A 20472-nucleotide genomic window follows, 5' to 3' on the forward strand; every position below is an offset into this window, starting at 1 on the left:
CGGCGAGAAGCGGGAGAAGGCAATGCTGGCATGCCAGATCGACGGTTCCACCCGGCCGCGTCCGAAATCTGCAGGTCAGCGACAGGGGGATGAAATCTTGATGACAGCTGTCAGCCAAGGCTGATCGGCCCGTCTCTCCCCCGTCTGCGTCGAAGCAGATCACGGGGGATCACATGCTCAAGACCAAATCTCGATATATGGCCGCCGCCGGCGGCCTGGCGCTCGTCGCCGCATTTCCGCACTGGGCTGCGGCCCAGACACCGTCGGGCGCGACGCCCGCCGAGGCCGCCCCAACGACGGTTCTCGATGAAGTCGTCGTCACCGGATATCTTCAAGGCCTGCGCCGCTCGATCGACGAGAAACGCAACAACGACATGATCTCGGACAGCGTCAGCGCCGACGACATGGGCAAGCTGCCGTCCTCGAACCTGACCGAAGCCGCGTCGCGCATTCCCGGCGTGTCGGCAGTCCGCAACCACTTCACCGGCGAAGGCGACCGGGTGGTGATCCGCGGCATGGCGACCGAATACAACGCCTACGCCGTGAACGGCGTGCGTATGGGCGGCACCGGATCGCCGGGCGACAACTTCTTCCGCGGCGTGCGCCTCAGCTTCCTGCCAACGTCGGGCGTGGATGCGATCACCGTCTACAAGAGCCTGCTGCCCTATATGGACGGCGACGCGATCGGCGGCACGATCGACATCAAGACCCCGACGGCCTTCGACTACGACCCGACCCACGTCGCCGGCTCGATCGAAGGCACCTTGCTGCAACAGCGCGACGACCGGACCTCGTGGGCGGCGGACGTCGCCTTCGGCAAGCAGTTCTCGGACCGCCTGGGCCTGTTCGTGACCGGCAATTACTCGGAGCGCGCCTCGCAGTTCGAGCAGATCGGCAACTCCGGGGATAACATGCCCCGTACCTGGTACAGCACGACCCAGAGCCTGGACTTCGATCCCCGGACCTTCGTCACCCGCGGTCTGGAGATGTCCACCGGCGACACCGACGTGACCCGCTGGGGCTTCAACGGCTCGCTGGATTGGCGCGGCGACAACCACGACTTCCATCTGCGCGGCCAGTACAACGAATACGAAGAAACCCAATTCAGGAACCGCCTGAACTTCCGCAACGAGGCCGGGACCAGCGCGTCGGCGCGTCTGGAGCAGGTGGACAAGTCGCGCGGCGACCTGACCGAGCCCGCCAACGCCGTCATCGGCTACGGCCCCAAGGGTGCCATCTACAACTACACCACCGCCCAGATCGTGGACCGCGACAAGGACGGGGTGATCACCGACGCGGACAAGGGCTCCACCGGCTATTACAGCCTGAACGGCTCGTCCGGGTCGTGGGATCCCAAGGGCTTCCGCCTGCGTCGCTACTGGGAAGGCGGCACGACCGAAGGCGTGCTGCAGATGGTCAACTTCGGCGGCGAAAGCCGCTTCGGCGAGTTCACCCTCGACTACGACCTGTCGCACTCGGAATCCGAGGACAATATCGTCGACAGCTACGAGATGTATTTCGGCCGCAACGCCTATCTCTGGAAGGGCAACGAAGGCGTCGACATCGTCAGCCAAGGGGATCCGCAGTACCTGAAATGGGTGCTGAACCCCGCCGGCATGGCGGGCGTCCAGGACCTGACCCAGTTCACCGCCTCCAGCCTGAGCGGCAGCTATGGCGGTGCCAGGGAAGCCCTGAACCAGGCCCAGTTCAACCTGCGCTACGAGCCGACCGGCTCCTGGCTGCAGGAGATCCGCGCCGGTGCCAAATACTACAAGTCCGAGCGCGAACGCCTGGAAGGGTCGCTGATCGACCTGGAGCCGCAGGGCACGATGGCCGACTATTCCGCCCTGTTCGGCGAGGCGGTCACCGACATGTTCGACGGCCAGTACACCGGCCAGCACCAACTCGGTACCGTCATCGACACCGGCAAGATGATGGCCGAGATCGAGCGCGCCAAGGCGGGCAACTCGACCCTGCTGACGCTGAACGAGGCGGACTCGATCGACTACGCCTCGACCTGGTTCTACGACGAACAGGTGGCGTCGGCCTATGTCATGGGCACGGCGCGTTTCGGCGCTGCCGAAATGATCGCCGGGGTTCGGGTCGAGGACACCAGCAACGACATCCGCGCCTGGACCGAAGACCCTGTGCGGGGCGAGGACTACACCACCGACACCTCGGGCTTCACCAACTGGCTGCCTTCGATCCACGTCAACTATGACGTCAGCCGGAACGCCAAGCTGCGGGCTGCGATCTGGACCAGTGTGTCGCGTCCGGACATCAACCGGATGACCTCGGTCAAGGAATACAGCTACGAGAGCGATCCCGACGGCGACGGCGTGACCAACCCGACCGACGAATGGGTGCTGGCCGGCATTGTCCAGGGCAACCCCGACCTGGAGCCGATGACCTCGGTCAACTACGACCTGTCGGCGGAATATTACAACGGACGCACCGGCGCCTACTCGGTCGCCCTGTTCTACAAGGACATCGACAAGTTCCTGTTCCGCTCCTCGTCGTCGGTCATCCAGAACGGTACGGCGGGCGAGTTCGAAGATCCGTCGGGCGTGCCCGTCTCCATGCCGATGAACGGCCGCAAGGCCGAGATCCGCGGCGTCGAGATCAACGCCCGCCAGCAGCTGCAGTGGCTGCCGGCCCCGTTCGACGGACTGGGCGTGGCGCTGAATGCCACCATCCAGCGCTCGGAAGCCGAGACCGGCCTGTCCTGGCATCCTGAGGGCTACACGCTGCCCTTCATGGAGACGCCCGACCACATCGTGAACCTGGAACTGTTCTGGGAGCACAACGGCTGGGAGGCCTATGTGGCCTACAACTATCAGGACGGGTCCCTGGAAGACATCGAGGACTACGGCAACGACCCGTATGAGCAGGACTACCACTTTGTGGACCTGATGGCGCGGCGTCAGATCACGCCAAACCTGACGGCGACCTTCAAGGTTCAGAACCTGTTGGACAACTACACCTATTTCTACAACTTCGGTGAAGGAAAGGGTGGCGTCCGCGACTACATCGAGAACGGTCGTTACCTGAGCCTGAACCTGAACTGGCGGCTCTGATCGTCCCTGCCGCTCGCGGGAGACTTCCCGCGAGCGGCTCCTTTTCCCGACATCGAGGATACCTCATGCGCCTGTCCCTGCGCCTCGCCGCGACCCTGTCTTGCAGCGTCCTGGCCTTCGCCGCCCTCCAGACCGCCCCGGCGCAAGCCCAGACGGCGTCCCTGCCCGAACGAGTCATCGTCAATCTGACCGAGACGCCCTCGACCAGCCTGGCCTTCAACTGGCGCGCCGAAGCGGGCGCAGGCGCCGGCTTCATCGAATATGCGACCCTGACGCCTGGGCCGGCCTATTCGGCCCAGGCCGTTCGACTGTCCGCACAGCGCACCTCCGCCGCCTTCACGACGCGGGACGAACAGAACGTCGCCGCTGACTATTACAGCGTGCGGCTGACTGGCCTGACCCCCGACACCCAGTACGTCTATCGCGTGGGCAAGGAGGGGGCCTGGTCGCCCTGGCGCCAGGTGAAGACGGCGGCGGCAGAGGCCCGGCCCTTCACCTTCCTCTATATGGGCGACGTCCAGAACGACATCCGCTCCATGGGCGGCCTGGCCGTGCGCCGCGCCCTGCGCCAGACGCCCGACGCGGCCTTCATGCTGTTCGCCGGCGATCTGATCAACCGCGCCGACAACGACGCGGAATGGGGCGAGTGGTTCGACATGGATTCCCACCGGCTGGCGGAGACCCCGTCGCTCATGACGCCGGGCAATCACGAATACATGAAGCCCCAGGGCGAGACCCGGCAACGGCTGGCCCCCCAGTGGCGGCTTCAGTTCAACCTGCCCGACAACGGCCCGTCCGACATGCTGACGGAGACTGTTTATCGGGTCGATTATCAGGGCGTGCGCATCCTCTCCCTCGACGCCGACATGATCGACGAAGACCCGCAGGCGGAACAGGATCAGGTGGCTTGGCTTGAGCAGCAACTGGCCGACAACCCGTCACGCTGGACGGTCGTCTTCCTGCACTACCCCCTCTATTCCGCCGCCCAGGGTCGCAGCGGGGAAGAGCTGCGAGTCGTGCTGCAACCCCTGTTCGACCGCTATCACGTCGACCTGGTGCTGGCCGGTCATGACCACACCTATGGCCGTGGTCGCCCCCACGATCAGGGGCCCGTCTATATGGTCTCCAATGTCGGGCCGAAGCAGTATCCGCTGGGCGACCTGGATTGGACCGACCGCAAGGGCAGCGGCGTGCAGGTGTTCCAGCAGATCGAGGTCGCTGGCGATCGGCTGACGGTGCGGGCCGTCACCATGGACGGCACCCTGTACGACGCCTTCCAGCTGGACAGGTCCGGCGCGGGGCCGGCGCGTCTGACGGATCTGAAGCCGGCGACGCCGGAGCTGCTTCTGCGGCGCGAGGACCAGTAATGACCGCGCGTCCCGCCATTGTCGGCCTTTTCGCAGCATTGGCGGCGGGGCTGGCGGCGACGCCGGCCCCGGCCGATCCGGTCTGCGGCGCGACCGCCGTCATGTCGCGTCTCCAGGCCGAGCTGGCGCGGCCGCGCGGCACCCTGCTGATCGCCGCGCACCGGGCCGGCCACCTCGAGGCACCGGAGAATTCCCTGACCGCGATCGACGAAGCCGTGCGGGCCGGGGCGGACATCATCGAGATCGACGTCAAGGTCTCGGCCGACGGGGTGCCCTTCCTGATGCACGACCAGACGGTGACGCGCACCACAGGCGGCGTCGGCGACGCCGAGCGACTGACCTACGCCCAGGTCCGGAACCTGCGGCTGGAAGGCAGCCCGGAACCGCCGCCGACCCTGGTCGAGGCGCTCCGCAGCGCCTGCGGACGCGTGCTCGTGGATCTGGATCTGAAGACGGATCGAATCGCCCCGATCGTCGCCGTGGTCGAGGGACTGGAGATGACGGACCAGGTCCTGTTCTTCGATTCCGACATTGGGGTTCTGAGGCAGGTGCAGCGGCTCGCGCCGAAGGCCATGGTGATGCCCCGCGTCGGCCGCCCGGACGGCCTGGCCTCGGCGGCGGCCGGCCTGACCCTGGTCTTCGTCGTCCACGGTGATCCGGATTCGCTGACGTCGGATTTGCAGGCGGAAATCCGAGGCCTGCCCGCGCGCACCTGGGTCAACAGCCTGGGCGAGGTCGACGCGGCCCTCGCCGCCGACCAGCCGGATCTCTGTCACCGGCTGCGCGCCCTGCTCGCCCTGGACGCCAATGTGATTCAGACCGACCGCCCCCACGACCTGAGACGCGCGCTGTCGGCGTGCGGCCTGGAGGCGGCGCGTTGACACGGATGTTCGACAGTCGGGAAATTCAGGCTGCGTTCCCCGTTGAGGGCCCGTTCTTGTCCGTCGGCAGGCACGCGGCCGCTACGCCTTCGCGCCCGCTTTGGATCCAGGATCGGTTCGACTTCGACCATGGCCTGCTGTGGCTGGATATCCGAAATGACGGGTCGGACGAGGCGGTGTTTCACCTGTACAATGGCCTTGCGGCCTCGCCCGAGGCGCATCGCTATCGTCTGAATGCCGGCAAGACGCTGTCGTTGAGCTGGCCGGCCAGTCCCTATGATCTCCATATCGTCGCGCCTGACGGCCTGTACAGACGCTTCGCCGGTCGACTCGCCGACGACGGAGCCACCACAGCCCGGCTGGCTCCCGCACGCCGGGGCGCGGGTCTGATCCTGGGCCTGTCGAGCGCCGAGGCCGCCTGGTTCTGCGTTCTCGACGAGACGGCCGGTCGAGTGGTGCGGCGGTCGCGGGTGCGCGTGGGCGACCGCCCCCATCTGCGCGTGCCCCTGGAGCCGGGCGGTTGGTACGACCTGTCCGTGTCAAGGGTAGGCGGCCCCTTTCACCGTCGGTTCGCGGGCCGCGTCGCCCTGCCGCGGAACAGCGGCCCGCCTGCTAGAAGCTTCGGCTGACGGCCAGGGTCACGGTCGGTCCCGTCCGGATGTATTCGCGCAGGTTCGCCGACCCGGAGCCGAAGGTGTACCAATAGGTGTGGCTGTTCAGAAGGTTGCGGATCTGGATCGAGGCCAGGCCATCGGCCCCCATACGCTTGCGCAGGCTCAGGTCCACGAAACTATAAGGCTGCTCATAGGGATCGTTGGCGAAACTATCCATGCCTTCCAGGAAGCCGCCCTGGCGACTCCAGCCGACCGCCGCCTCCCAGCCGCCGCCCTGCCAGAACAGCTCCACGGTGGCCAGGGTCTCCGGGGTTTCCGTGAACGGAAGTACGTCACCGTCCCGCCATGAGATGCTCGCGTCGGCGCGGCTGACCTGCCACGTCAGATTGGCCGTGATGCCCAGACCATCCAGCGGCGCAGGTGCCCGGTCGAACCCGTGACGCACCGCCAGCTCAATGCCGCTGATCCGCGCCCGTCGTCCGTTGACATAGGCCCGGACCGGCACCCCGTCCTCGTCCCCCCGATCCTCAAGTCCGCCGTCCCGGATCGAACTGGTCGACGCCCTGTAGAGGAAGTTGCGGATGTCCTTGTGGAACAGGGCCGCTGACCAGGCCGTCGATCGCCCATAGTGCTCCAGAGACAGATCATAGCCGATCGCCCCCATTGGCAGCAGGTCGGGATTGCCTTCACGGACTTCCAGCAGCACCCAGTCGGTCTCGGGATTGGCTTCGCCGTCATCGTCGGTATCCTGGTCATAGACATATTGCCGGGCCGTGGTCATGCGCGCGATGTCCGGGCGGGCGAAGCTGGACCAGACGGCGGCGCGCAGGACGGCCTCGCCGCCCAGGGCGCGCCGCAGATGCACGGACGGGAGAATATTGGTGAAGCTGTTCCGACGGTTGGCTCGGCCGTCGCCGCGGATCGGGTCAAGCACAGGAAAGCCCACATTCGTACGCGTGTGCTCGACCCGGACACCGCCCGTGAACTCGGTGTCCGCCCATCGCCCGGTCGCCACGACATAGCCGGCGGCTACCTGTTCCTTCAGACGGAAGTTCTCGGGATCCTCATCGGCCTCGAACTCGGGATCGACGATGAAATAGGCGCTGTCGCCGCGATAGGCGCGTTCGATCTCCGCCAGCATCCGCCGGCTGTCCAGGACGACGCCGAGCTGATGGTCACGGGTGTATCGCCCGTCGAACAGGTCGGTCACCGTTGTGCCGAACAGCCCCTCCAGGTCGGCCATTGTCTCGGGTGCGATCAGATCGGGACGCGCTCCGGCGGCGCTCCGGCGATCCGAGTACATGTAGCGCCCACCAAGCTTGATCGAGTCCAGCAGTCCGCCGCCAGTGGCGTAGGCGAGGTCGAACTGGGCCTGCGCCAGAGTTTCCGAAGTCTGTTCCCAGGCGTTGGTCAGGCTTCTGAAGTCATAGGCGGCGGGATCCTGGACAGCGGCCAGCCCCGCAGCGTTCAGGTCCCACAGCCGAAAGCGCGGATCGCCGGTTTCGATCACCTGGACGCCGCGGTTGCCCAACCATTCCACGGCGTCGGTCCGGAACTCCAGGGTCGCACCATTGTCGAGATCGTCCTGTGATCGGGACACGGACACGTCATAGTCGAACATCCAGGGACCTCCCCAGCGACGACCGCCCAGCGTGATGGACGACAGCAGGCCGGATTCCTCGGTCGCTTCCCAAAACCGTCTCAACCGGAACCCCATCGGATCCCATACGCCCGAGGCACCGGCCAGACTGTAGACCGAGCGTGCGGTGCGATCCGCGTCGGTGATCCGTCCGTCCCCATCGGCATCCTTCACCTGCGCGGTCGTATAGCCATAGATGCGGCCCAGTTCAGGATCGGACCCGACCACCATCTGATCCGGCTGAACGAGACCAGTCAGGCGGCTGTCAACCTGAACCAGACGCTCGGTTCCGGCCAGGCCGTCGTTGCGGAAGTTCAGGCGGTTTCGATACTCCTCGCCCTCATAGCGATTGTACTGGACGCGGAGGTGCAGGTCCTGCTGTGCGCCCCGCCAGTCCAGACTGCCGTTCAGCCCGACCCGTCGGACCTGGGTCTCGCCGACCGCCAGCTCCATGCCGCGCATGACGAAGCGGTCGAAGTCCCAGCCGGTCGAATAGGTGGTGTCGTACCAGACCGGCGGCAGGTCGTCGCTATCGCCGCCGACCATCTCGAACCTGGATCGCGCGTCGCTCCAGTTGGCGGCGAGGAACAGGCCCAGCCTGTCAGAGAAGCGATGCGAGACCGCCAGGGCCAGCTTTTCCGATTTCGGCTGGTCGAACCGTGTCAGCCACCCGGTCTCGGCCGACAGCCTCACATAGTCCCGACCGGCGTCGAAGGCCGTGGGGGTCTGGATATCGATCAGCCCCCCCAGGGCGTCCCCGTCCAGATCCGGCGTCAGGGTCTTGCGGACGATCAGGCTCTGAACCCCCTCGGGCGGCAGATAGCTGAGGCGAACGCCGCGGTAGAACTTGTCCGCCCGCGACCCGGCCCCGCCCAGTCGCACGCCATTGATCCGGTAGGCGTTCCATTCGGTCGACATGCCCCGAACAGTCAGCCGGTCGCCCTCGCCGGTCTGGTGGTTGCGAACGGCGTTGACGCCGGGCAGCCGGGCCAGGCTTTCGGCGATATTGCTGGTTGGCAACAGCCCCTGATCGTCGGCGCTGACGACGTCACTGACGCCGTCAAAATCGCGTTTGATCTCCAGCGCCTCCTGGATCGCTCCCGGGCGCCCCAGGACCACGACCTCTTCCAGTTCCACTGCCGGCGGCGGCTCTGAGGCCGGGACCGGCGCGGCGCGCTCAACGATCAGGGTGTCGCCAACCATGCGGCTGTTCAGATCCGGATTGCCGGCCAGCAGGCCGGCCAGAGCGGCCCCGGCCGTCGTTCGTCCTCTGACGTCCCGTGCAGTGCGACCTCGCACCAGATCGGCGTCGGCGATCACCGCCACCCCCGCCTGGCGGGACAGATCACGAAGCGCCCGGGCCAGAGGGCCTGCGGGGATCTGGAAGCGGCGCACCTCGCCTGCCGAAGGTGCCGCAGTCGCCCCTGTGCTCCACAGCGTCAAGCCCGCCAGCATCGCAGCGCCCAGAACAGATGCCCGCCCCGGTATCACGCTGGACTCACCGGTCGATAAGAAGACGGCCGGAGGCGTCCTTACGCAAGGTCAGGCCCTGCATGTCCGCAACCACCGCCAAAACCTTTTCGGGCTGGTCGGTCTCGAACCGCCCGCTGATCCGGCCTTTGCTCAGCTCAGGATCGGCGAACCCGGCGCGGAAACCCGGCGACTGGCGTTCCAGTTCCACCAGCAGGTCGGACAGGGTCATGTCCTCTGCGTCGATCCAGCCCTGGGTCCAGTCCGGCGTGTCGGTCGACACGTCCAGGCGCGTGGTTGCAGCGGATCTCAGCTCGCCGTCTCGTACCAGCAGGCGGGCCCCGGCGCTCAGCACCCGGCGCTGATCCGGATGTTTCAGCGCGACCACCTCGACCCGCCCTTCCAGGACGCTGACCTCGACCGCCCCCCCACTGCGTTCATCGACATTGAAGCGCGTTCCGAGCGCGGTGATCCGGTGGGTCGCGGTAAAGACCGAGAAGGGCCGCCTTGCGTCCTTGGCGACCGCAAAGAACCCCTCGCCCCTCAAATAGACGTCGCGGCGTTCGGCACCGAAAGCGGTACGCACGAGGCTGTGGCCGTTCAACTGCACCAGAGAACCGTCGTCGAAGGATGCCTGCACGGTCTGACCGACCGTTCCCGTCAGCGTCTCGTGGACGAGCCGCCCCTGCGAGGGCCAGACCAGAACGGCGGCCGCAGCAGCAGCAGCGGCGACCGCGCCGAAACCCGCCCAGACGAACGGCCGGGGCGTCAGTCCCCAGGCTTTTCGGACGGGTCGTGCGCCGTTGGCGGCCACCATCTGCATCGCCGTCGCCAGGGCCGGGTCGCTCAGCAGCCTCCCATGAAGATCCAGCATCTCAAGGCGTTCTGGTCCGGCGGCGAGCCAGTCCTCAAGGCGACGCGTTTCATCCGCATCAAGCGAACCCCGCCTGCGGCGATCGGCCCATAACGCCGCCTGCTCCTCGGTGGTGCGCATTCCATCGCTCACAGGTCGCGCTCCGTATCCATAGCGCGACGCACGTCAATAACCGCCCTGCTGAAATGTTTCTGTGCGGCCTCGACAGAGATGCCGAGGCGGTCGGCGATCTGCACATAGCCGAGTTCTGCGGATTGTCGAAGGATGAAGACCTCGCGCCTGAGGCGCGGCATGGCCCGCAGGGCGCGAGCGTACAGCTCGGCTCTCTGTTTCATGTCCAGCACCTCGAACGGAGACGGATCGGCCGAAGCCATGTCGTCGGCGATTTCCTCCTCGCCGCCGCGCGCGCCGGAGCGCCCGCGGTCGCTGAGCAGGTTGAGCGCCACGCGAAAGGCGTAGGCCACGGGATCCCCCAGCGGTCCGCCGCGCGAACGCGCCAGAACCCGCGCATAGGCTTCCTGGCTGATGTCGTCCGCGTCCGCGTCATTTCTAACGCGGCTTCTGACGAAGGCGCGCAAGCGCGGGGCGTTTTTCGCCAACACGCCTCCCGCACCTGGATCCTGAACCGCCATGCACACCCCGCTGGCGGGGCTGTTACGGCTCAACGGTGACGGTACCAAAACAGAGCCAAAACAATCGCGCGACCTGCAGATGATGCCCCCGCAAAGTTGAGGTGATCCTCCCCCGCAAAAGTGGACGGGGCTTAGCCGCTCTGCGTTCTGCCTCGACGGGGCTGATGTCGCCCGGTGACGAAAGCAGACAATGGGAATGTAGAAGCCCTCGATGTATCCAAACAGGTCCCTGCGGGTCTGGTCCCCGGCAAAGCAGAACAGGCGGTGTCTAACCTGGTACCTGCGGTTAGACAGAATGAAGAATAAGTCGATGAGTTACAGAGAAAGTTGCGCGGCGTGGCGGACAGAGAGGGATTCGAACCCTCGGTAGGCTTTCACCTACACACGCTTTCCAAGCGTGCGCGATCGACCACTCCGCCACCTGTCCGTTTCACACGCACGCGAAACGCCCGGGAGGTCGCCCCCGGGGAGGGCAGGCTGATAGAACAGCCGGGCGCTGCGGGCAAGCGCGAACGGCGCAAAAGGCGCTGGTCGCCCGGCCCTCTGGGCAAAGCCGCTGACCGTGCCCATATCCCGGCCATGTTCCTCCTCTCACGGATCGCATCTATGCTGAGCGCCAAGACGACCCTGCCGACCGCTGACACCGCCCTGCCGGGCCGGGCCACCCCCCTGCCGACGGACGAGGTCCATTTCGTCACCGGCCGTCCGCTGAAGGGCCCGCATCCGGAGGGGTTCCAGACCGCGATCTTCGGCATGGGCTGTTTCTGGGGCGTGGAGCGCAAGTTCTGGACCCTGCCCGGCGTCTGGGTCACCTCGGTCGGCTATTCCGGCGGCATCACGCCCAATCCCACCTATGAGGAGACCTGCACCGGCCGCACCGGCCAGACCGAGGTCGTCCAGGTCGTCTTCAACCCGGCAGAAATCTCCTACGACGAGCTGCTGAAGACCTTCTGGGAGGGGCACGACCCCACGCAGGGCATGCGCCAGGGCAATGACATCGGCACCACCTACCGCTCGGCCATCTACTATCTGGACGAGGACCAGAAGGCCCGGGCCGAGGCCTCGCGCGACGCCTATCAGGCCGCGCTGGGCGCCGCCGGCAAGGGGACGATCACGACCGAGATCACCGCGGCCGGCCCGTTCTATTTCGCCGAGGGCTACCACCAGGGCTATCTGGCCAAGAACCCCGACGGCTATTGTGGCATCGGCGGCACCGGCGTGGTCTGCCCGATCGGGGTCGGCGTCAGCGCCTGAGCGGCCCTGACGGACACCGGCCGGGCCCGGCCCCCGGCCGGCCCCCTATCTGGCTCAGGCGAAATGGGTGAACCTGCCCGACCCTGCGGCCTGGGCCCCAGCGGACCTGGCCGACCATCTGGCGACGGCTCACGGGATCGTGGCAACCGGGCTGACGCGCAAGGCCCGGGCAGCCCTCGGTCTGGTCTAGCCGCAACGGGCGAAGAACCGTTCCACCCCGGATTCGGACCCCGGGTGGGCGGCGTAGGTTTCGCGCCGCCCATCGGTCCATTGGGCAAGCCAGCCGAGACGGCGGAAACGCTGGAATAGCGGCTCCCGCGCTGCGGCCCCTGCCGTCAGGAAATCGCCGCCGTGAAGTTCGGAAGGCTCCCCCTTGGCGTCGAACCGCTCCATCTCGCCGCCGGACTCCAGATGGATCACCCGACTGCCGGTCGGGGCCGGAGCCGCCAGCTCGATCTGTCCGGAGCCGGGGCTGCAGTGCAGGCCGATCTTGAGATCGTCGCTGTTTTCCACCCCGTAAGCCAGATAGACCGAGTCCTCCGACGGCGTGAAATGCCAGTCATAGCCGGGGGTCGGTGCCGGGGCCGCCGCAGCGGCCCCGGCCACGGTTCCGGAGTCGAGAGGCGCGCCACTGGCGCAGGCGGATACGAGGCCGGCCAGCAAGAGGGCCGATATCCGGATCACGCGCATGACAGTCTTCCCCTCAGCCGCCGCAAAGTTCGGCGAACCGGCGAAGCTTGGCAAGATGGTCCGTCTCGACCGTCACGATCTGGTGCCGCCCGGCCACGGCGACATCCAGCGCTCCGGTCTGGACGAACTGGCCGAAGACGGGATGGTCGGTGCGCAGGGCGATGGACCGCTGGGTCTCGCTGGCGTCGCTCTGGCCGGTGGCGGAGGCCGGGCCTGAAACGATGGTCGCGATGCCGGGGCCGGCATTGGGGCCGAACAGGTCCAGCCGGGCGACGCCCGATCCCGGCTGGCATTCCAGCACCGTCTTCAGGCGAGGCGTGTCGGGAATCTCGTTGGCCAGAACAACCGGACTGGCCTCCTCGTAAAGGGTCCAGGTCCAGCCCGCCTGCAGGGCGACCACCACGGCCGCCAGGGTGATAAAGGTCATTCGCAGGTCCCCGCCGGGGGCCCGCTCAGATGCGCCCCGGGGCGCAGTAGGCCAGAAAATCCGCCACAAGGCGACGTTCTTGACGTGAAGCCGTCAGCTGGAACCGTCCGGCCTCTCCCACCACGGTGGTGCGGCCTCGCTCGGCCAGTGAGGTCAGCCACGGGTCCCGGAGGGAAAGCCGGGCTTCCACAGCCTCGCCTCCGGAAAGGGGGTCGACCTGGTGACGGGCCTCGATCAGACGCGCCCCCTCTGGCTGCATGTCTCCGTAAACGACGGCACGGGTGTCGCCCGGCATGCAGGTGACCATCAGGGCCAGCTGGTCCGAGTGGGCCACGCCATAGGTCAGTTTGGCCAAAGCCCCCTCATGGTGGACGCTCCAGCTCATGACGGGGGTGTGGACGGCGATCATCGGATCGGCATCGGCCGGACCCGGCCGGGCCGCAAGTGCGACCAGTCCAAGGGCGGCCACGGCAGGGATCAGTATGCGGAACATCTTGGGAAACCTTGCGTCTGATCATCAAACGCGGGTTCCCGTTAACGGTTCACGGCAGCGCTTGCCGAGCGCCCTCCGCTAGAACGGGCTGAAGCGTTCCACCAGGCTCTGGGCGGCCGGCGCGGCCTGGACCCGGCTGATGTCACCGCGACCGCCATAGCTGATGCGCGCCTCGGCAATCTGCGTATGGGCGATGGTGTTGGCGCTGGAGATGTCCTCGGGCCGCACGATTCCGGCCACGGTCAGTTCGCGCAGCTCGCGGTTGGTGCGCACTTCCTGCCGACCCTGGATCACCAGATTGCCGTTGGACAGGATGTCGGTCACGACCGCCGCAATGGTCAGGTTGACCCGCTCCGACCGGCTGACGGAGCCGGTGCCGTTGGCATTGGATGCGCCCTCGAGGCCGACGAGGTTCTGGGCGTCGAACCCGCCCGGGAAGGCACGTCCGAGGCTGTTCTCCAGGCCGAAGAAGTTCGAGACCCCGCCGGAAATGTCGTTGCTTCGGCTGCGGCTGGTGGTGTTGGAGGTCTGGGCCTGATCGTCGATGTCGATGCTTACGGTCAGGATGTCGCCGATGTGGCGCGCGCGCTGATCCCCGAAAAAGGCCCGGGCTCCGGTCCGCCACAGCGAGTTGGCGCTGGCGGAGCGCGGCTGGGGCGGCGCCTGGTAGGCCTGGGTCACAGGGATCAGCTGGGCCGGGTAGCCGATCGGGGCCAGATCCGGGCCCTTGACCGTCTCGACGACGGTGGAACAGGCCCCCAGCGAGGCGCTCACAAGAGCCAGGGTGAGAATGGACAGACGCATGTGATCGATTCCTAGCGAACGGCGAACTGGGCGGTAGAGGCAGATGTGCGGGCCCCTGGACCGGCGAGGGCCCGGCCCGGACCGGAAGCGACGGCATCGATAGTGCGGCCGGACGTCAGGTTCAGGACCGGCACGGGCTCACCGGCGGCGGCGTCCCGCGTGGCGCGCCCGGTGACGGTCAGGGTCACCCCGTCGGAGATGAAGGCCACCTCGACCATGTCGTTTCGGGCAATCACGCGGGGCGAGACGAGATCGCGGGCACCGACCACGGCACCGGCCCTCAGGGCCCGGCGGGCCGACAGGCCGATGACCTGATCGGTGTCGGACGGCGTGCCGCCCGGGACCAGATGCGCCTGCACCGTCGACCAGATCACATCCTCGGGCTGGACCACGTCACCGGTCGTCAGACTTCGGGCCCAGGTCAGGACCTCGACCGTCGCGCCGCGCGCCGCAGGGGCAGCGGTTGCCGAGGTCACGGCGCTGCCGGGAGCGAGGGCGGCCCGACGGACCACGACCCGCCTCAGCCCCTGTGGGTTGGCCCATTGCAGGCCGGAGCGCGCGGCGATGGCCTGCAACTGTCCGGCATCCAGCACCACCGACGGCCCGGCCCGGCTGGCCACCAACACGGCGGCAGCCGCGCCAGCCCCGTCGAACAGATCGCCCAGCGTCACCTGGCCGTCGTCGTCCACGGGGTTGTTCCGCAGGGTGACCGGATCGGCGACGGCCGGGCCGGCGAACAGCACCAGCGCGGCCAGCAGGGTCAGGAACCGGATCATCAGCCCTTCACCTGCGAGGAGACACTCATCATTTCGTCGGCCGTGCTGATGACCTTGGAGTTCATCTCATAGGCGCGCTGGGCAATGATCAGGGCGCTGATCTCGGTCACCGCGTCGACGTTGGAGGCCTCAGTGAAGCCCTGCAGAAGCTGGCCGAACCCGGGTTCGCCGGGTGTGCCGGTGGTCGCGGGGCCGGAAGCGGCCGTCTCCAGCAGCAGGTTGTCGCCGATGGCTTCCAGACCGGCCTCGTTGAAGAAGGTCGCCAGCTCCAGCTGCCCCACGATCGCGGGCTCCGGCACCCCGTCGGTGAACACCTGGACCTGACCGGTCTTGGAGACCGCCACATCGACCGCGTCCTGGGGAATGGTGATGGCCGGCTCGACGGCATAGCCGTCCTCGGTCACCAGCTGGCCCTCGCCGCTCAGGGAGAAGTTTCCGGCCCGCGTGTAGCCGATCTCGCCCGAGGGCAGCGTGATCTGGAAATAGCCCGGGCCGTCGACGGCGATGTCATAGTCACCGCCGGTCTGGGTCGGTGTGCCCTGGTCGGTGATCCGGTAAACGCTGCCGGCCTTGACCCCCAGACCGATCTGGATTCCCGTCGGCACCACCGTGCCCTGGGCCGACGACTGGGCCCCCATGCGCTCGACGTTGTGATACATCAGGTCCTGGAACTCGGCGCGCTGGCGCTTGTATCCGACCGTGTTCATGTTCGCGATGTTGTTGGAGATGACCTCCACGTTCAGCTGCTGGGCGGCCATGCCGGAGGCGGCGGTTCTGAGAGCGCGCATGCTGGATTTTCCCTAGTTCGCCCGGCCCAGCCGCTCGACCGAGCGACGGGACAGTTCGGAGACGTTCTCGATCATCTTGCTCGCGCGTTCGTAGGCGCGGCTGATCTCGATAAGATTGGTGATTTCGACGAGCGGGTTGACGTTCGACCCCTCCAGCATGCCCTGGCGCACCTGGGCTCCCGCAGCATCGATCGGCACCTCGTTGGAGGTGTTCCGGTAGAGGCCGTCTCCATCCTTGGACAGGACGCCGAGGTTCTCGAACCGGGCCAGAGCCATCTGGCCGACAGGCACGCCGTTCTGGGTGATGCTGCCGTCATCCGCGACCGTGATGGGCCCCAGCGCCGGATCGACGACGATGGGGCCAGCGTCGCTGAGGACTGGCAGGCCGGACTTCGTTACCACCATGCCCTCGGGGTCGAGGGTGAAGCCCCCGTCGCGCGTATAGGCCTCGCCGGCTCCATCCTCGATGCGGAAGAAGACGCCTTCGCCCTCGATCGCGAAATCCAGGCGACGACCGGTCTGCTGGAGCGACCCTTGCGAGAAGTCCCGGCCCACACCGTTGTCCAGCACGAAGCTGACGCCCGGCCGGACGGCGTCGTTGCGGGCCCGGTCCCCGACCTCGGTGCCCAGCATCAGCTGCTCGACCTTGAAGCCGGTGGTCTGGGCATTGGCGATGTTGTTGGCCGCGATGTCGAGTTCGCGACGCAACGTCATCTGGCGGGACAGTCCGATGTAGGCGGCGTTTTCCACTTGGGCTCCGGGCTCCTTCAGCCCCAGCCCACGCAATGGTCGTGCCAACAGGGTTAATGCCCGTCCCGCCGGGGTTTGACGGTCTTACAGGGCAGGGGCACCCGGCAATTTCTGCCGGATCTACACCTCGCGTTAACCAAGAGGCGCGTATTCGGGACTCTGGGAAATTCCGGGGCGTCCAGACCATGGCAATGGGCAAGAAAAAGGAAAAGCCGCCCAAGGACGGCGCGACCGAACTTGCTGCGGCCTATGGGGCCGATGTGGGCGGCGACGATGACGGCGCGCCTCCCAAGAAAAAGCTCCCCCTGCTGTTCATCATCGCCCCCGTCGCCCTGATCGTGCTGGTCGGGGGCGGGGCAGGTGCCTTCTTCATGCTCCAGCCCAAGCCGGCTGCCGCCGAGGGCGAGGCCGCCGCCGGCGATCACGGTGAGGAGAAGAAGGGCGGCGGCCACGGCGAGGAAAAGAAGAAGGAGGGCGGTGGCCATGGCGGCGGTGCCGAGGGCGAGGCCGATCCCGCGCTCGGCAAGATCTCCGAAGGGCCTGACGGGGTCACCTTCTACACCCTCCCGGACATGGTGGTGAACATCCAGTCTTCTGATGGCCGCCCGGCCTTCCTGAAGCTGACCCTGACGCTGGAAATGCACGACGCCGATCTGGCCCATACGCTGCAGGGCCAGATGCCGCGCATGCAGGACATGTTCCAGGGCTTCCTGCGCGAGCTCCGGCCCGAGGACCTCGCCGGTTCAGCCGGCAACTATCAGCTTCGGGCAGAAATCCTTCGCCGCGTGAACCTGATCGCTGCCCCGGCCAAGGTCGATGCCGTGCTGATCGAAGAAATGCTGGTCCAGTAGCCCATGTCCGATGTGACGGTGGCCGACAGTGCTGATCCCTTCGCCGCCGCGGCCGCCGAAGCCTTCGGCGCGGGCGGGGCCGAGCGGGTCCTGAACCAGGACGAGATCGACAGCCTGCTGGGCTTCGATCTTGGCGACGGCGACGATTCTGAACGCAGCGGCATCCGCGCCATCATCAACTCGGCCCTCGTCAGCTACGAGCGGCTGCCGATGCTCGAGATCGTCTTCGACCGTCTCGTCCGGCTGATGACGACGTCCCTGCGGAACTTCACCTCGGACAACGTCGAGGTCAGCCTCGACAACATCTCCTCGATCCGGTTCGGCGACTATCTGAACTCCATTCCCCTGCCGGCCATTCTCGCGGTGTTCCGGGCCGAGCAGCTGGACAACTACGGTCTGCTCACGGTCGATTCCAACCTGATCTATTCGATCGTCGACGTGTTGCTGGGCGGCCGGCGCGGCACGGCGGCGCTGCGGATCGAAGGCCGACCCTATACGACCATTGAGCGGGTCCTCGTCCAGCGCATGGTCGAGGTGATCCTGGCCGATGCCCAGGCGGCGTTCGAGCCGCTGACCCCGGTGCATTTCAAGCTCGATCGGCTCGAAACCAATCCTCGCTTCGCCGCCATCGCCCGGCCGGCGAATGCCGCCATCCTGGTCAAGCTGCGCATCGACATGGAAGACCGCGGCGGCCGGGTCGAGCTGCTGCTGCCCTATGCGACGCTGGAGCCGATCCGCAAGATGCTGCTGCAGCAGTTCATGGGCGAGAAGTTCGGCCGCGACAACATCTGGGAAGGCCACCTGGCCACCGAGCTCTGGACCACGGACACCGAGGTGCGGGTGGTTCTCGACGAGCAGCAGGTGCCCCTGTCAACGGTCCTGGCGCTCCAGGTGGGCGACACCTTCATGCTGAACGCCACCCCGGATTCGGATGTGTCCATCCGCTGCGGTCCGATCCCCGTCACCAATGGCCGCATGGGCCGCAAGGGCCAGCATATCGCTGTTCGCGTCGAATCGCCGATCAGCGTCGAGGCCGCCACCAACCTCACACGCGGAAGGCGCTGACATGACCGGCATGATCCTAGACGCTGTCCTGATGCTGCTGCTGGTGGCCGCGCTCGGCTACGGCGTGCGGCTGGAGAAGAAGCTCAGCCAGCTCCGCGCCGGGCAACTGGCCTTCGCCGGAGCCGTGACCGAGCTGAACTCGGCCTGTGTCCGTGCCGAAAACGCGCTCGGCTCCCTGCGCGCCTCGGGCGAGGAGGCCGACCTCCTGCACGACCGCATCCTCAAGGCCCGGGCCCTCAAGACCGACCTGGAACAGCTCCTCGCGCGAGCGGGCAAGACGGCAGCCGTCGCGCCGGTCCGGGCCAATCCTCCGCTACGGGCCGCCCAGGCGGAGGATTTGCGCGAGCCTGCCCCGGCCCGGAGCGCTCGCGCCGGGTCAGACGCGCTTTCGCCCGAGCCGCGGCTGTCCACCCCGGTCGCCACCCCCGATCCCGATGACCGGGCCTTCCGCATGGCCGCCCTGGCCGAGCGGATCCAGGGCATGGCCGCGCCGGTCCGCGCCGCCCCCGCCCGGGCCGCCGCCGCCGGTGCCGGCAATGTCCAGGCCATCCTGCATGCCCTGACCGCTAACCAAGCTGCGAAGCAAAGCCTCAACCGCGCCCGTGCCAGTCTCGACGACGACATGTTCGCCGCCTGACTTCCTGCTGCCCCTCTGTCCCGACCACCGTAGCCGGTGCGCCGGGGATGAAACCGGACCGAACCGCCTATGGCCAAGCTGCCCCGCCTGCTCCCCCTGATCGCCGTCGCCATCGGCGGGGTCGTGGCCGTGCGCGCCGTCGGGGCCGGGCCGGACATGTTCCAGGGCGCCGTCGCCTGGGCCGAGGAGGCCACGGCCGCAGGCGACACGACCACGCCCGGTGCAGCCACCGCCGCCCGCCCGACCCCGGCCGTCTGCGCCCTGACCCCCGAACAGCTGGCGCAGCAGGCCGGCATCTCGCCCGCCGAGCTGAGGATCATCCAGTCCCTGTCGGCCCGCCGCACCGAGCTGGACGCCCGCGACACTGACCTGGCCACCATGCTGCCGCTGATGACCGCCGCGGAGCAGAAGCTGGACGCCAAGATCACCGCCCTTAACGCCATCAAGGCCGAGGTCCAGACCCTGCTGGGTCAGGTCGATGAGCGCGAACAGGCCGAAACCGCCCGTCTCGTGGCCGTTTACTCCGCCATGCGCCCTCGTGAGGCCGCCGCCGTCTTCGCCACCCTGGACGACAGTGTCCGCCTGCCCATCGCCGCGGCCATGCGCCCGCGCGGGCTCAGCGCCATCATGGCCCAGATGCCCGCCCCCGCCGCCCGTGAGTTGACCGAGAAACTTGCCCGCCGCTTCCAGGCCCAGCAGCTGGCCGCCCGCGCGGCCGCCGCCACGGCCACGCCGCCGGCAGCCCCCGTCCAGACCGCGGCGACCCCGCCCGCCGCCGCCACTCCGGCGCCGACAGCTGCGGCCTCGGCTCCGGCTCCGGTCCAGACGGCTGCCGTCCCGCCGCCCGCCGCCACGCCGCCAGCCGCCGCCCGCGCCCCGACCGCCCGTCCGGCCGCGCGACCCGCTCGCCAGACCCCGCGCCCCGCCGCCCGCGCCCCGGCCGCCGCTCCGGCTCCGGCCGGACCCCAGCCCTATGCCCCGCCGGCACCGGGGGCCGCTGCCGCGACCGCACCCACACCCCCGACCGCGCCCCGCCAGTCGGTCCAGTAGTCACGCGCCCGGTTGGCACAGGGGGCCGGTGCGGCTATGCACCGCCTCCAGTCCTGCCCGTAAGGTTGCTCCATGTCCGACACGCCCCCCGACCGCCTCTCGGTCAACCCCGCCAGCCCCCACTATGACGCCGACGTTCTGGCGCGCGGCGTAGGCATCAAGTTCAAGGGCGAGGAAAAGACCAACGTCGACGAGTATTGCGTCTCCGAAGGCTGGGTCCGCCTCGCCGTCGGCAAGGCCGTCGACCGCAAGGGCAATGCCCTGACCGTCAAGCTCCAGGGCCCGGTCGAACCCTATTTCCAGAGCGGCGTGGTTGAGAGCGAAGGCTAGGTG

The 20472-nt window shown here is 67.6% G+C and carries 21 protein-coding genes and 1 tRNA gene; 11 read left to right on the forward strand and 11 right to left on the reverse strand.

Annotated elements, in window-relative coordinates:
• The first annotated feature begins 173 nt into the window (after positions 1–173).
• The 4 genes from SJY26_RS08645 to SJY26_RS08660 all read left to right on the forward strand — a co-directional run bounded on the left by SJY26_RS08645 (position 174) and on the right by SJY26_RS08660 (position 5954).
• On the forward strand, positions 174–3077 hold the full coding sequence (locus SJY26_RS08645; protein WP_396592657.1) for a TonB-dependent receptor: 2904 nt from the start codon (positions 174–176) through the stop codon (positions 3075–3077).
• A 65-nt stretch (positions 3078–3142) separates the two neighbouring features.
• Positions 3143–4444, forward strand: a complete 1302-nt coding sequence (locus tag SJY26_RS08650; RefSeq protein ID WP_396592658.1) for a fibronectin type III domain-containing protein — start codon at positions 3143–3145, stop codon at positions 4442–4444.
• Positions 4444–5325 (forward strand): glycerophosphodiester phosphodiesterase family protein, encoded by an 882-nt coding sequence (locus SJY26_RS08655; protein ID WP_396592659.1) that lies wholly within the window; start codon positions 4444–4446, stop codon positions 5323–5325. The genes SJY26_RS08650 and SJY26_RS08655 overlap by 1 nt, the downstream gene beginning before the upstream one ends.
• 56 nt (positions 5326–5381) lie before the next feature.
• Entirely contained in the window at positions 5382–5954 is a 573-nt protein-coding gene (locus tag SJY26_RS08660) for a phospholipase domain-containing protein (RefSeq protein ID WP_396592660.1), read from the forward strand.
• Here SJY26_RS08660 and SJY26_RS08665 read toward each other — a convergent pair.
• From SJY26_RS08665 to SJY26_RS08680, 4 genes are all read right to left on the reverse strand, one after another.
• Complete coding sequence (locus tag SJY26_RS08665) at positions 5938–9033, reverse strand: TonB-dependent receptor (RefSeq protein WP_396592661.1); 3096 nt, start codon at positions 9031–9033, stop codon at positions 5938–5940. The two genes, SJY26_RS08660 and SJY26_RS08665, sit on opposite strands and share 17 nt — an antisense overlap.
• Before the next feature lie 43 nt (positions 9034–9076).
• On the reverse strand, positions 9077–10054 hold the full coding sequence (locus SJY26_RS08670; RefSeq protein WP_396592662.1) for a FecR family protein: 978 nt from the start codon (positions 10052–10054) through the stop codon (positions 9077–9079).
• A complete protein-coding gene (locus tag SJY26_RS08675) occupies positions 10051–10554 on the reverse strand; it encodes an RNA polymerase sigma factor (RefSeq protein WP_396592663.1) in 504 nt (167 codons plus the stop codon). The genes SJY26_RS08670 and SJY26_RS08675 overlap by 4 nt, the downstream gene beginning before the upstream one ends.
• 337 nt (positions 10555–10891) lie before the next feature.
• Positions 10892–10981, reverse strand: a tRNA-Ser gene (locus SJY26_RS08680).
• Between the two features lie 179 nt (positions 10982–11160).
• Here SJY26_RS08680 and msrA point away from each other — a divergent pair.
• Positions 11161–11808: a peptide-methionine (S)-S-oxide reductase MsrA gene (gene msrA, locus SJY26_RS08685; RefSeq protein WP_396592664.1), complete on the forward strand. Its 648-nt coding sequence runs from the start codon at positions 11161–11163 to the stop codon at positions 11806–11808.
• 67 nt (positions 11809–11875) lie between these two features.
• Positions 11876–11998 (forward strand): hypothetical protein, encoded by a 123-nt coding sequence (locus SJY26_RS08690; RefSeq protein ID WP_396592665.1) that lies wholly within the window; start codon positions 11876–11878, stop codon positions 11996–11998.
• Here the strand turns inward: SJY26_RS08690 and SJY26_RS08695 are convergent.
• The 7 genes from SJY26_RS08695 to flgF all read right to left on the reverse strand — a co-directional run bounded on the left by SJY26_RS08695 (position 11995) and on the right by flgF (position 16536).
• Complete coding sequence (locus tag SJY26_RS08695; protein ID WP_396592666.1) at positions 11995–12498, reverse strand: hypothetical protein; 504 nt, start codon at positions 12496–12498, stop codon at positions 11995–11997. The two genes, SJY26_RS08690 and SJY26_RS08695, sit on opposite strands and share 4 nt — an antisense overlap.
• 13 nt (positions 12499–12511) lie before the next feature.
• Entirely contained in the window at positions 12512–12925 is a 414-nt protein-coding gene (locus SJY26_RS08700) for a hypothetical protein (RefSeq protein WP_396592667.1), read from the reverse strand.
• 25 nt (positions 12926–12950) lie between these two features.
• The gene (locus SJY26_RS08705; RefSeq protein WP_396592668.1) at positions 12951–13418 is read right to left on the reverse strand and encodes a hypothetical protein; all 468 of its coding nucleotides are present in this window, start codon (positions 13416–13418) and stop codon (positions 12951–12953) included.
• A gap of 78 nt (positions 13419–13496) precedes the next feature.
• Positions 13497–14222: a flagellar basal body L-ring protein FlgH gene (flgH, locus tag SJY26_RS08710; protein WP_396592669.1), complete on the reverse strand. Its 726-nt coding sequence runs from the start codon at positions 14220–14222 to the stop codon at positions 13497–13499.
• A gap of 11 nt (positions 14223–14233) precedes the next feature.
• Positions 14234–14998 carry a flagellar basal body P-ring formation chaperone FlgA gene (flgA, locus tag SJY26_RS08715; protein WP_396592670.1) on the reverse strand — a complete coding sequence of 255 codons (765 nt, stop codon included), beginning with the start codon at positions 14996–14998 and terminating at the stop codon, positions 14234–14236.
• A complete protein-coding gene (gene flgG, locus SJY26_RS08720) occupies positions 14998–15786 on the reverse strand; it encodes a flagellar basal-body rod protein FlgG (RefSeq protein ID WP_396592671.1) in 789 nt (262 codons plus the stop codon). Before flgG ends, flgA begins: the two co-directional genes overlap by 1 nt.
• 12 nt (positions 15787–15798) lie before the next feature.
• Positions 15799–16536 (reverse strand): flagellar basal-body rod protein FlgF, encoded by a 738-nt coding sequence (gene flgF, locus SJY26_RS08725; protein WP_396592672.1) that lies wholly within the window; start codon positions 16534–16536, stop codon positions 15799–15801.
• Between the two features lie 191 nt (positions 16537–16727).
• Here flgF and SJY26_RS08730 point away from each other — a divergent pair, with 191 nt between their 5' ends.
• From SJY26_RS08730 to SJY26_RS08750, 5 genes are all read left to right on the forward strand, one after another.
• A complete protein-coding gene (locus SJY26_RS08730; protein WP_396592673.1) occupies positions 16728–17387 on the forward strand; it encodes a flagellar basal body-associated FliL family protein in 660 nt (219 codons plus the stop codon).
• A gap of 3 nt (positions 17388–17390) precedes the next feature.
• Positions 17391–18452: a flagellar motor switch protein FliM gene (gene fliM, locus SJY26_RS08735; RefSeq protein WP_396592674.1), complete on the forward strand. Its 1062-nt coding sequence runs from the start codon at positions 17391–17393 to the stop codon at positions 18450–18452.
• A gap of 1 nt (position 18453) precedes the next feature.
• The gene (locus tag SJY26_RS08740; protein WP_396592675.1) at positions 18454–19089 is read left to right on the forward strand and encodes a DUF6468 domain-containing protein; all 636 of its coding nucleotides are present in this window, start codon (positions 18454–18456) and stop codon (positions 19087–19089) included.
• Positions 19090–19158: 69 nt separating this feature from the next.
• On the forward strand, positions 19159–20139 hold the full coding sequence (locus SJY26_RS08745; protein ID WP_396592676.1) for a MotE family protein: 981 nt from the start codon (positions 19159–19161) through the stop codon (positions 20137–20139).
• A gap of 72 nt (positions 20140–20211) precedes the next feature.
• A complete protein-coding gene (locus tag SJY26_RS08750; protein ID WP_396592677.1) occupies positions 20212–20469 on the forward strand; it encodes a DUF3297 family protein in 258 nt (85 codons plus the stop codon).
• Positions 20470–20472 lie beyond the last annotated feature (3 nt).

Origin of the sequence: Brevundimonas sp. R86498, assembly GCF_044598075.1 — a bacterium.
GTDB lineage: Bacteria > Pseudomonadota > Alphaproteobacteria > Caulobacterales > Caulobacteraceae > Brevundimonas.

Excerpts from the sequence above, each read along its gene's own strand:
- SJY26_RS08645 (WP_396592657.1), top strand. The coding sequence starts at position 174 with ATGCTCAAGACCAAATCTCGATATATGGCCGCCGCCGGCGGCCTGGCG.
- SJY26_RS08650 (WP_396592658.1), top strand. The coding sequence starts at position 3,143 with ATGCGCCTGTCCCTGCGCCTCGCCGCGACCCTGTCTTGCAGCGTCCTG.
- SJY26_RS08655 (WP_396592659.1), top strand. The coding sequence starts at position 4,444 with ATGACCGCGCGTCCCGCCATTGTCGGCCTTTTCGCAGCATTGGCGGCG.
- SJY26_RS08665 (WP_396592661.1), bottom strand. The coding sequence starts at position 9,033 with ATGCTGGCGGGCTTGACGCTGTGGAGCACAGGGGCGACTGCGGCACCT.
- SJY26_RS08675 (WP_396592663.1), bottom strand. The coding sequence starts at position 10,554 with ATGGCGGTTCAGGATCCAGGTGCGGGAGGCGTGTTGGCGAAAAACGCC.
- msrA (WP_396592664.1), top strand. The coding sequence starts at position 11,161 with ATGCTGAGCGCCAAGACGACCCTGCCGACCGCTGACACCGCCCTGCCG.
- SJY26_RS08695 (WP_396592666.1), bottom strand. The coding sequence starts at position 12,498 with ATGCGCGTGATCCGGATATCGGCCCTCTTGCTGGCCGGCCTCGTATCC.
- SJY26_RS08700 (WP_396592667.1), bottom strand. The coding sequence starts at position 12,925 with ATGACCTTTATCACCCTGGCGGCCGTGGTGGTCGCCCTGCAGGCGGGC.
- SJY26_RS08705 (WP_396592668.1), bottom strand. The coding sequence starts at position 13,418 with ATGTTCCGCATACTGATCCCTGCCGTGGCCGCCCTTGGACTGGTCGCA.
- flgH (WP_396592669.1), bottom strand. The coding sequence starts at position 14,222 with ATGCGTCTGTCCATTCTCACCCTGGCTCTTGTGAGCGCCTCGCTGGGG.
- flgA (WP_396592670.1), bottom strand. The coding sequence starts at position 14,998 with ATGATCCGGTTCCTGACCCTGCTGGCCGCGCTGGTGCTGTTCGCCGGC.
- flgG (WP_396592671.1), bottom strand. The coding sequence starts at position 15,786 with ATGCGCGCTCTCAGAACCGCCGCCTCCGGCATGGCCGCCCAGCAGCTG.
- SJY26_RS08730 (WP_396592673.1), top strand. The coding sequence starts at position 16,728 with ATGGGCAAGAAAAAGGAAAAGCCGCCCAAGGACGGCGCGACCGAACTT.
- fliM (WP_396592674.1), top strand. The coding sequence starts at position 17,391 with ATGTCCGATGTGACGGTGGCCGACAGTGCTGATCCCTTCGCCGCCGCG.
- SJY26_RS08740 (WP_396592675.1), top strand. The coding sequence starts at position 18,454 with ATGACCGGCATGATCCTAGACGCTGTCCTGATGCTGCTGCTGGTGGCC.
- SJY26_RS08745 (WP_396592676.1), top strand. The coding sequence starts at position 19,159 with ATGGCCAAGCTGCCCCGCCTGCTCCCCCTGATCGCCGTCGCCATCGGC.
- SJY26_RS08750 (WP_396592677.1), top strand. The coding sequence starts at position 20,212 with ATGTCCGACACGCCCCCCGACCGCCTCTCGGTCAACCCCGCCAGCCCC.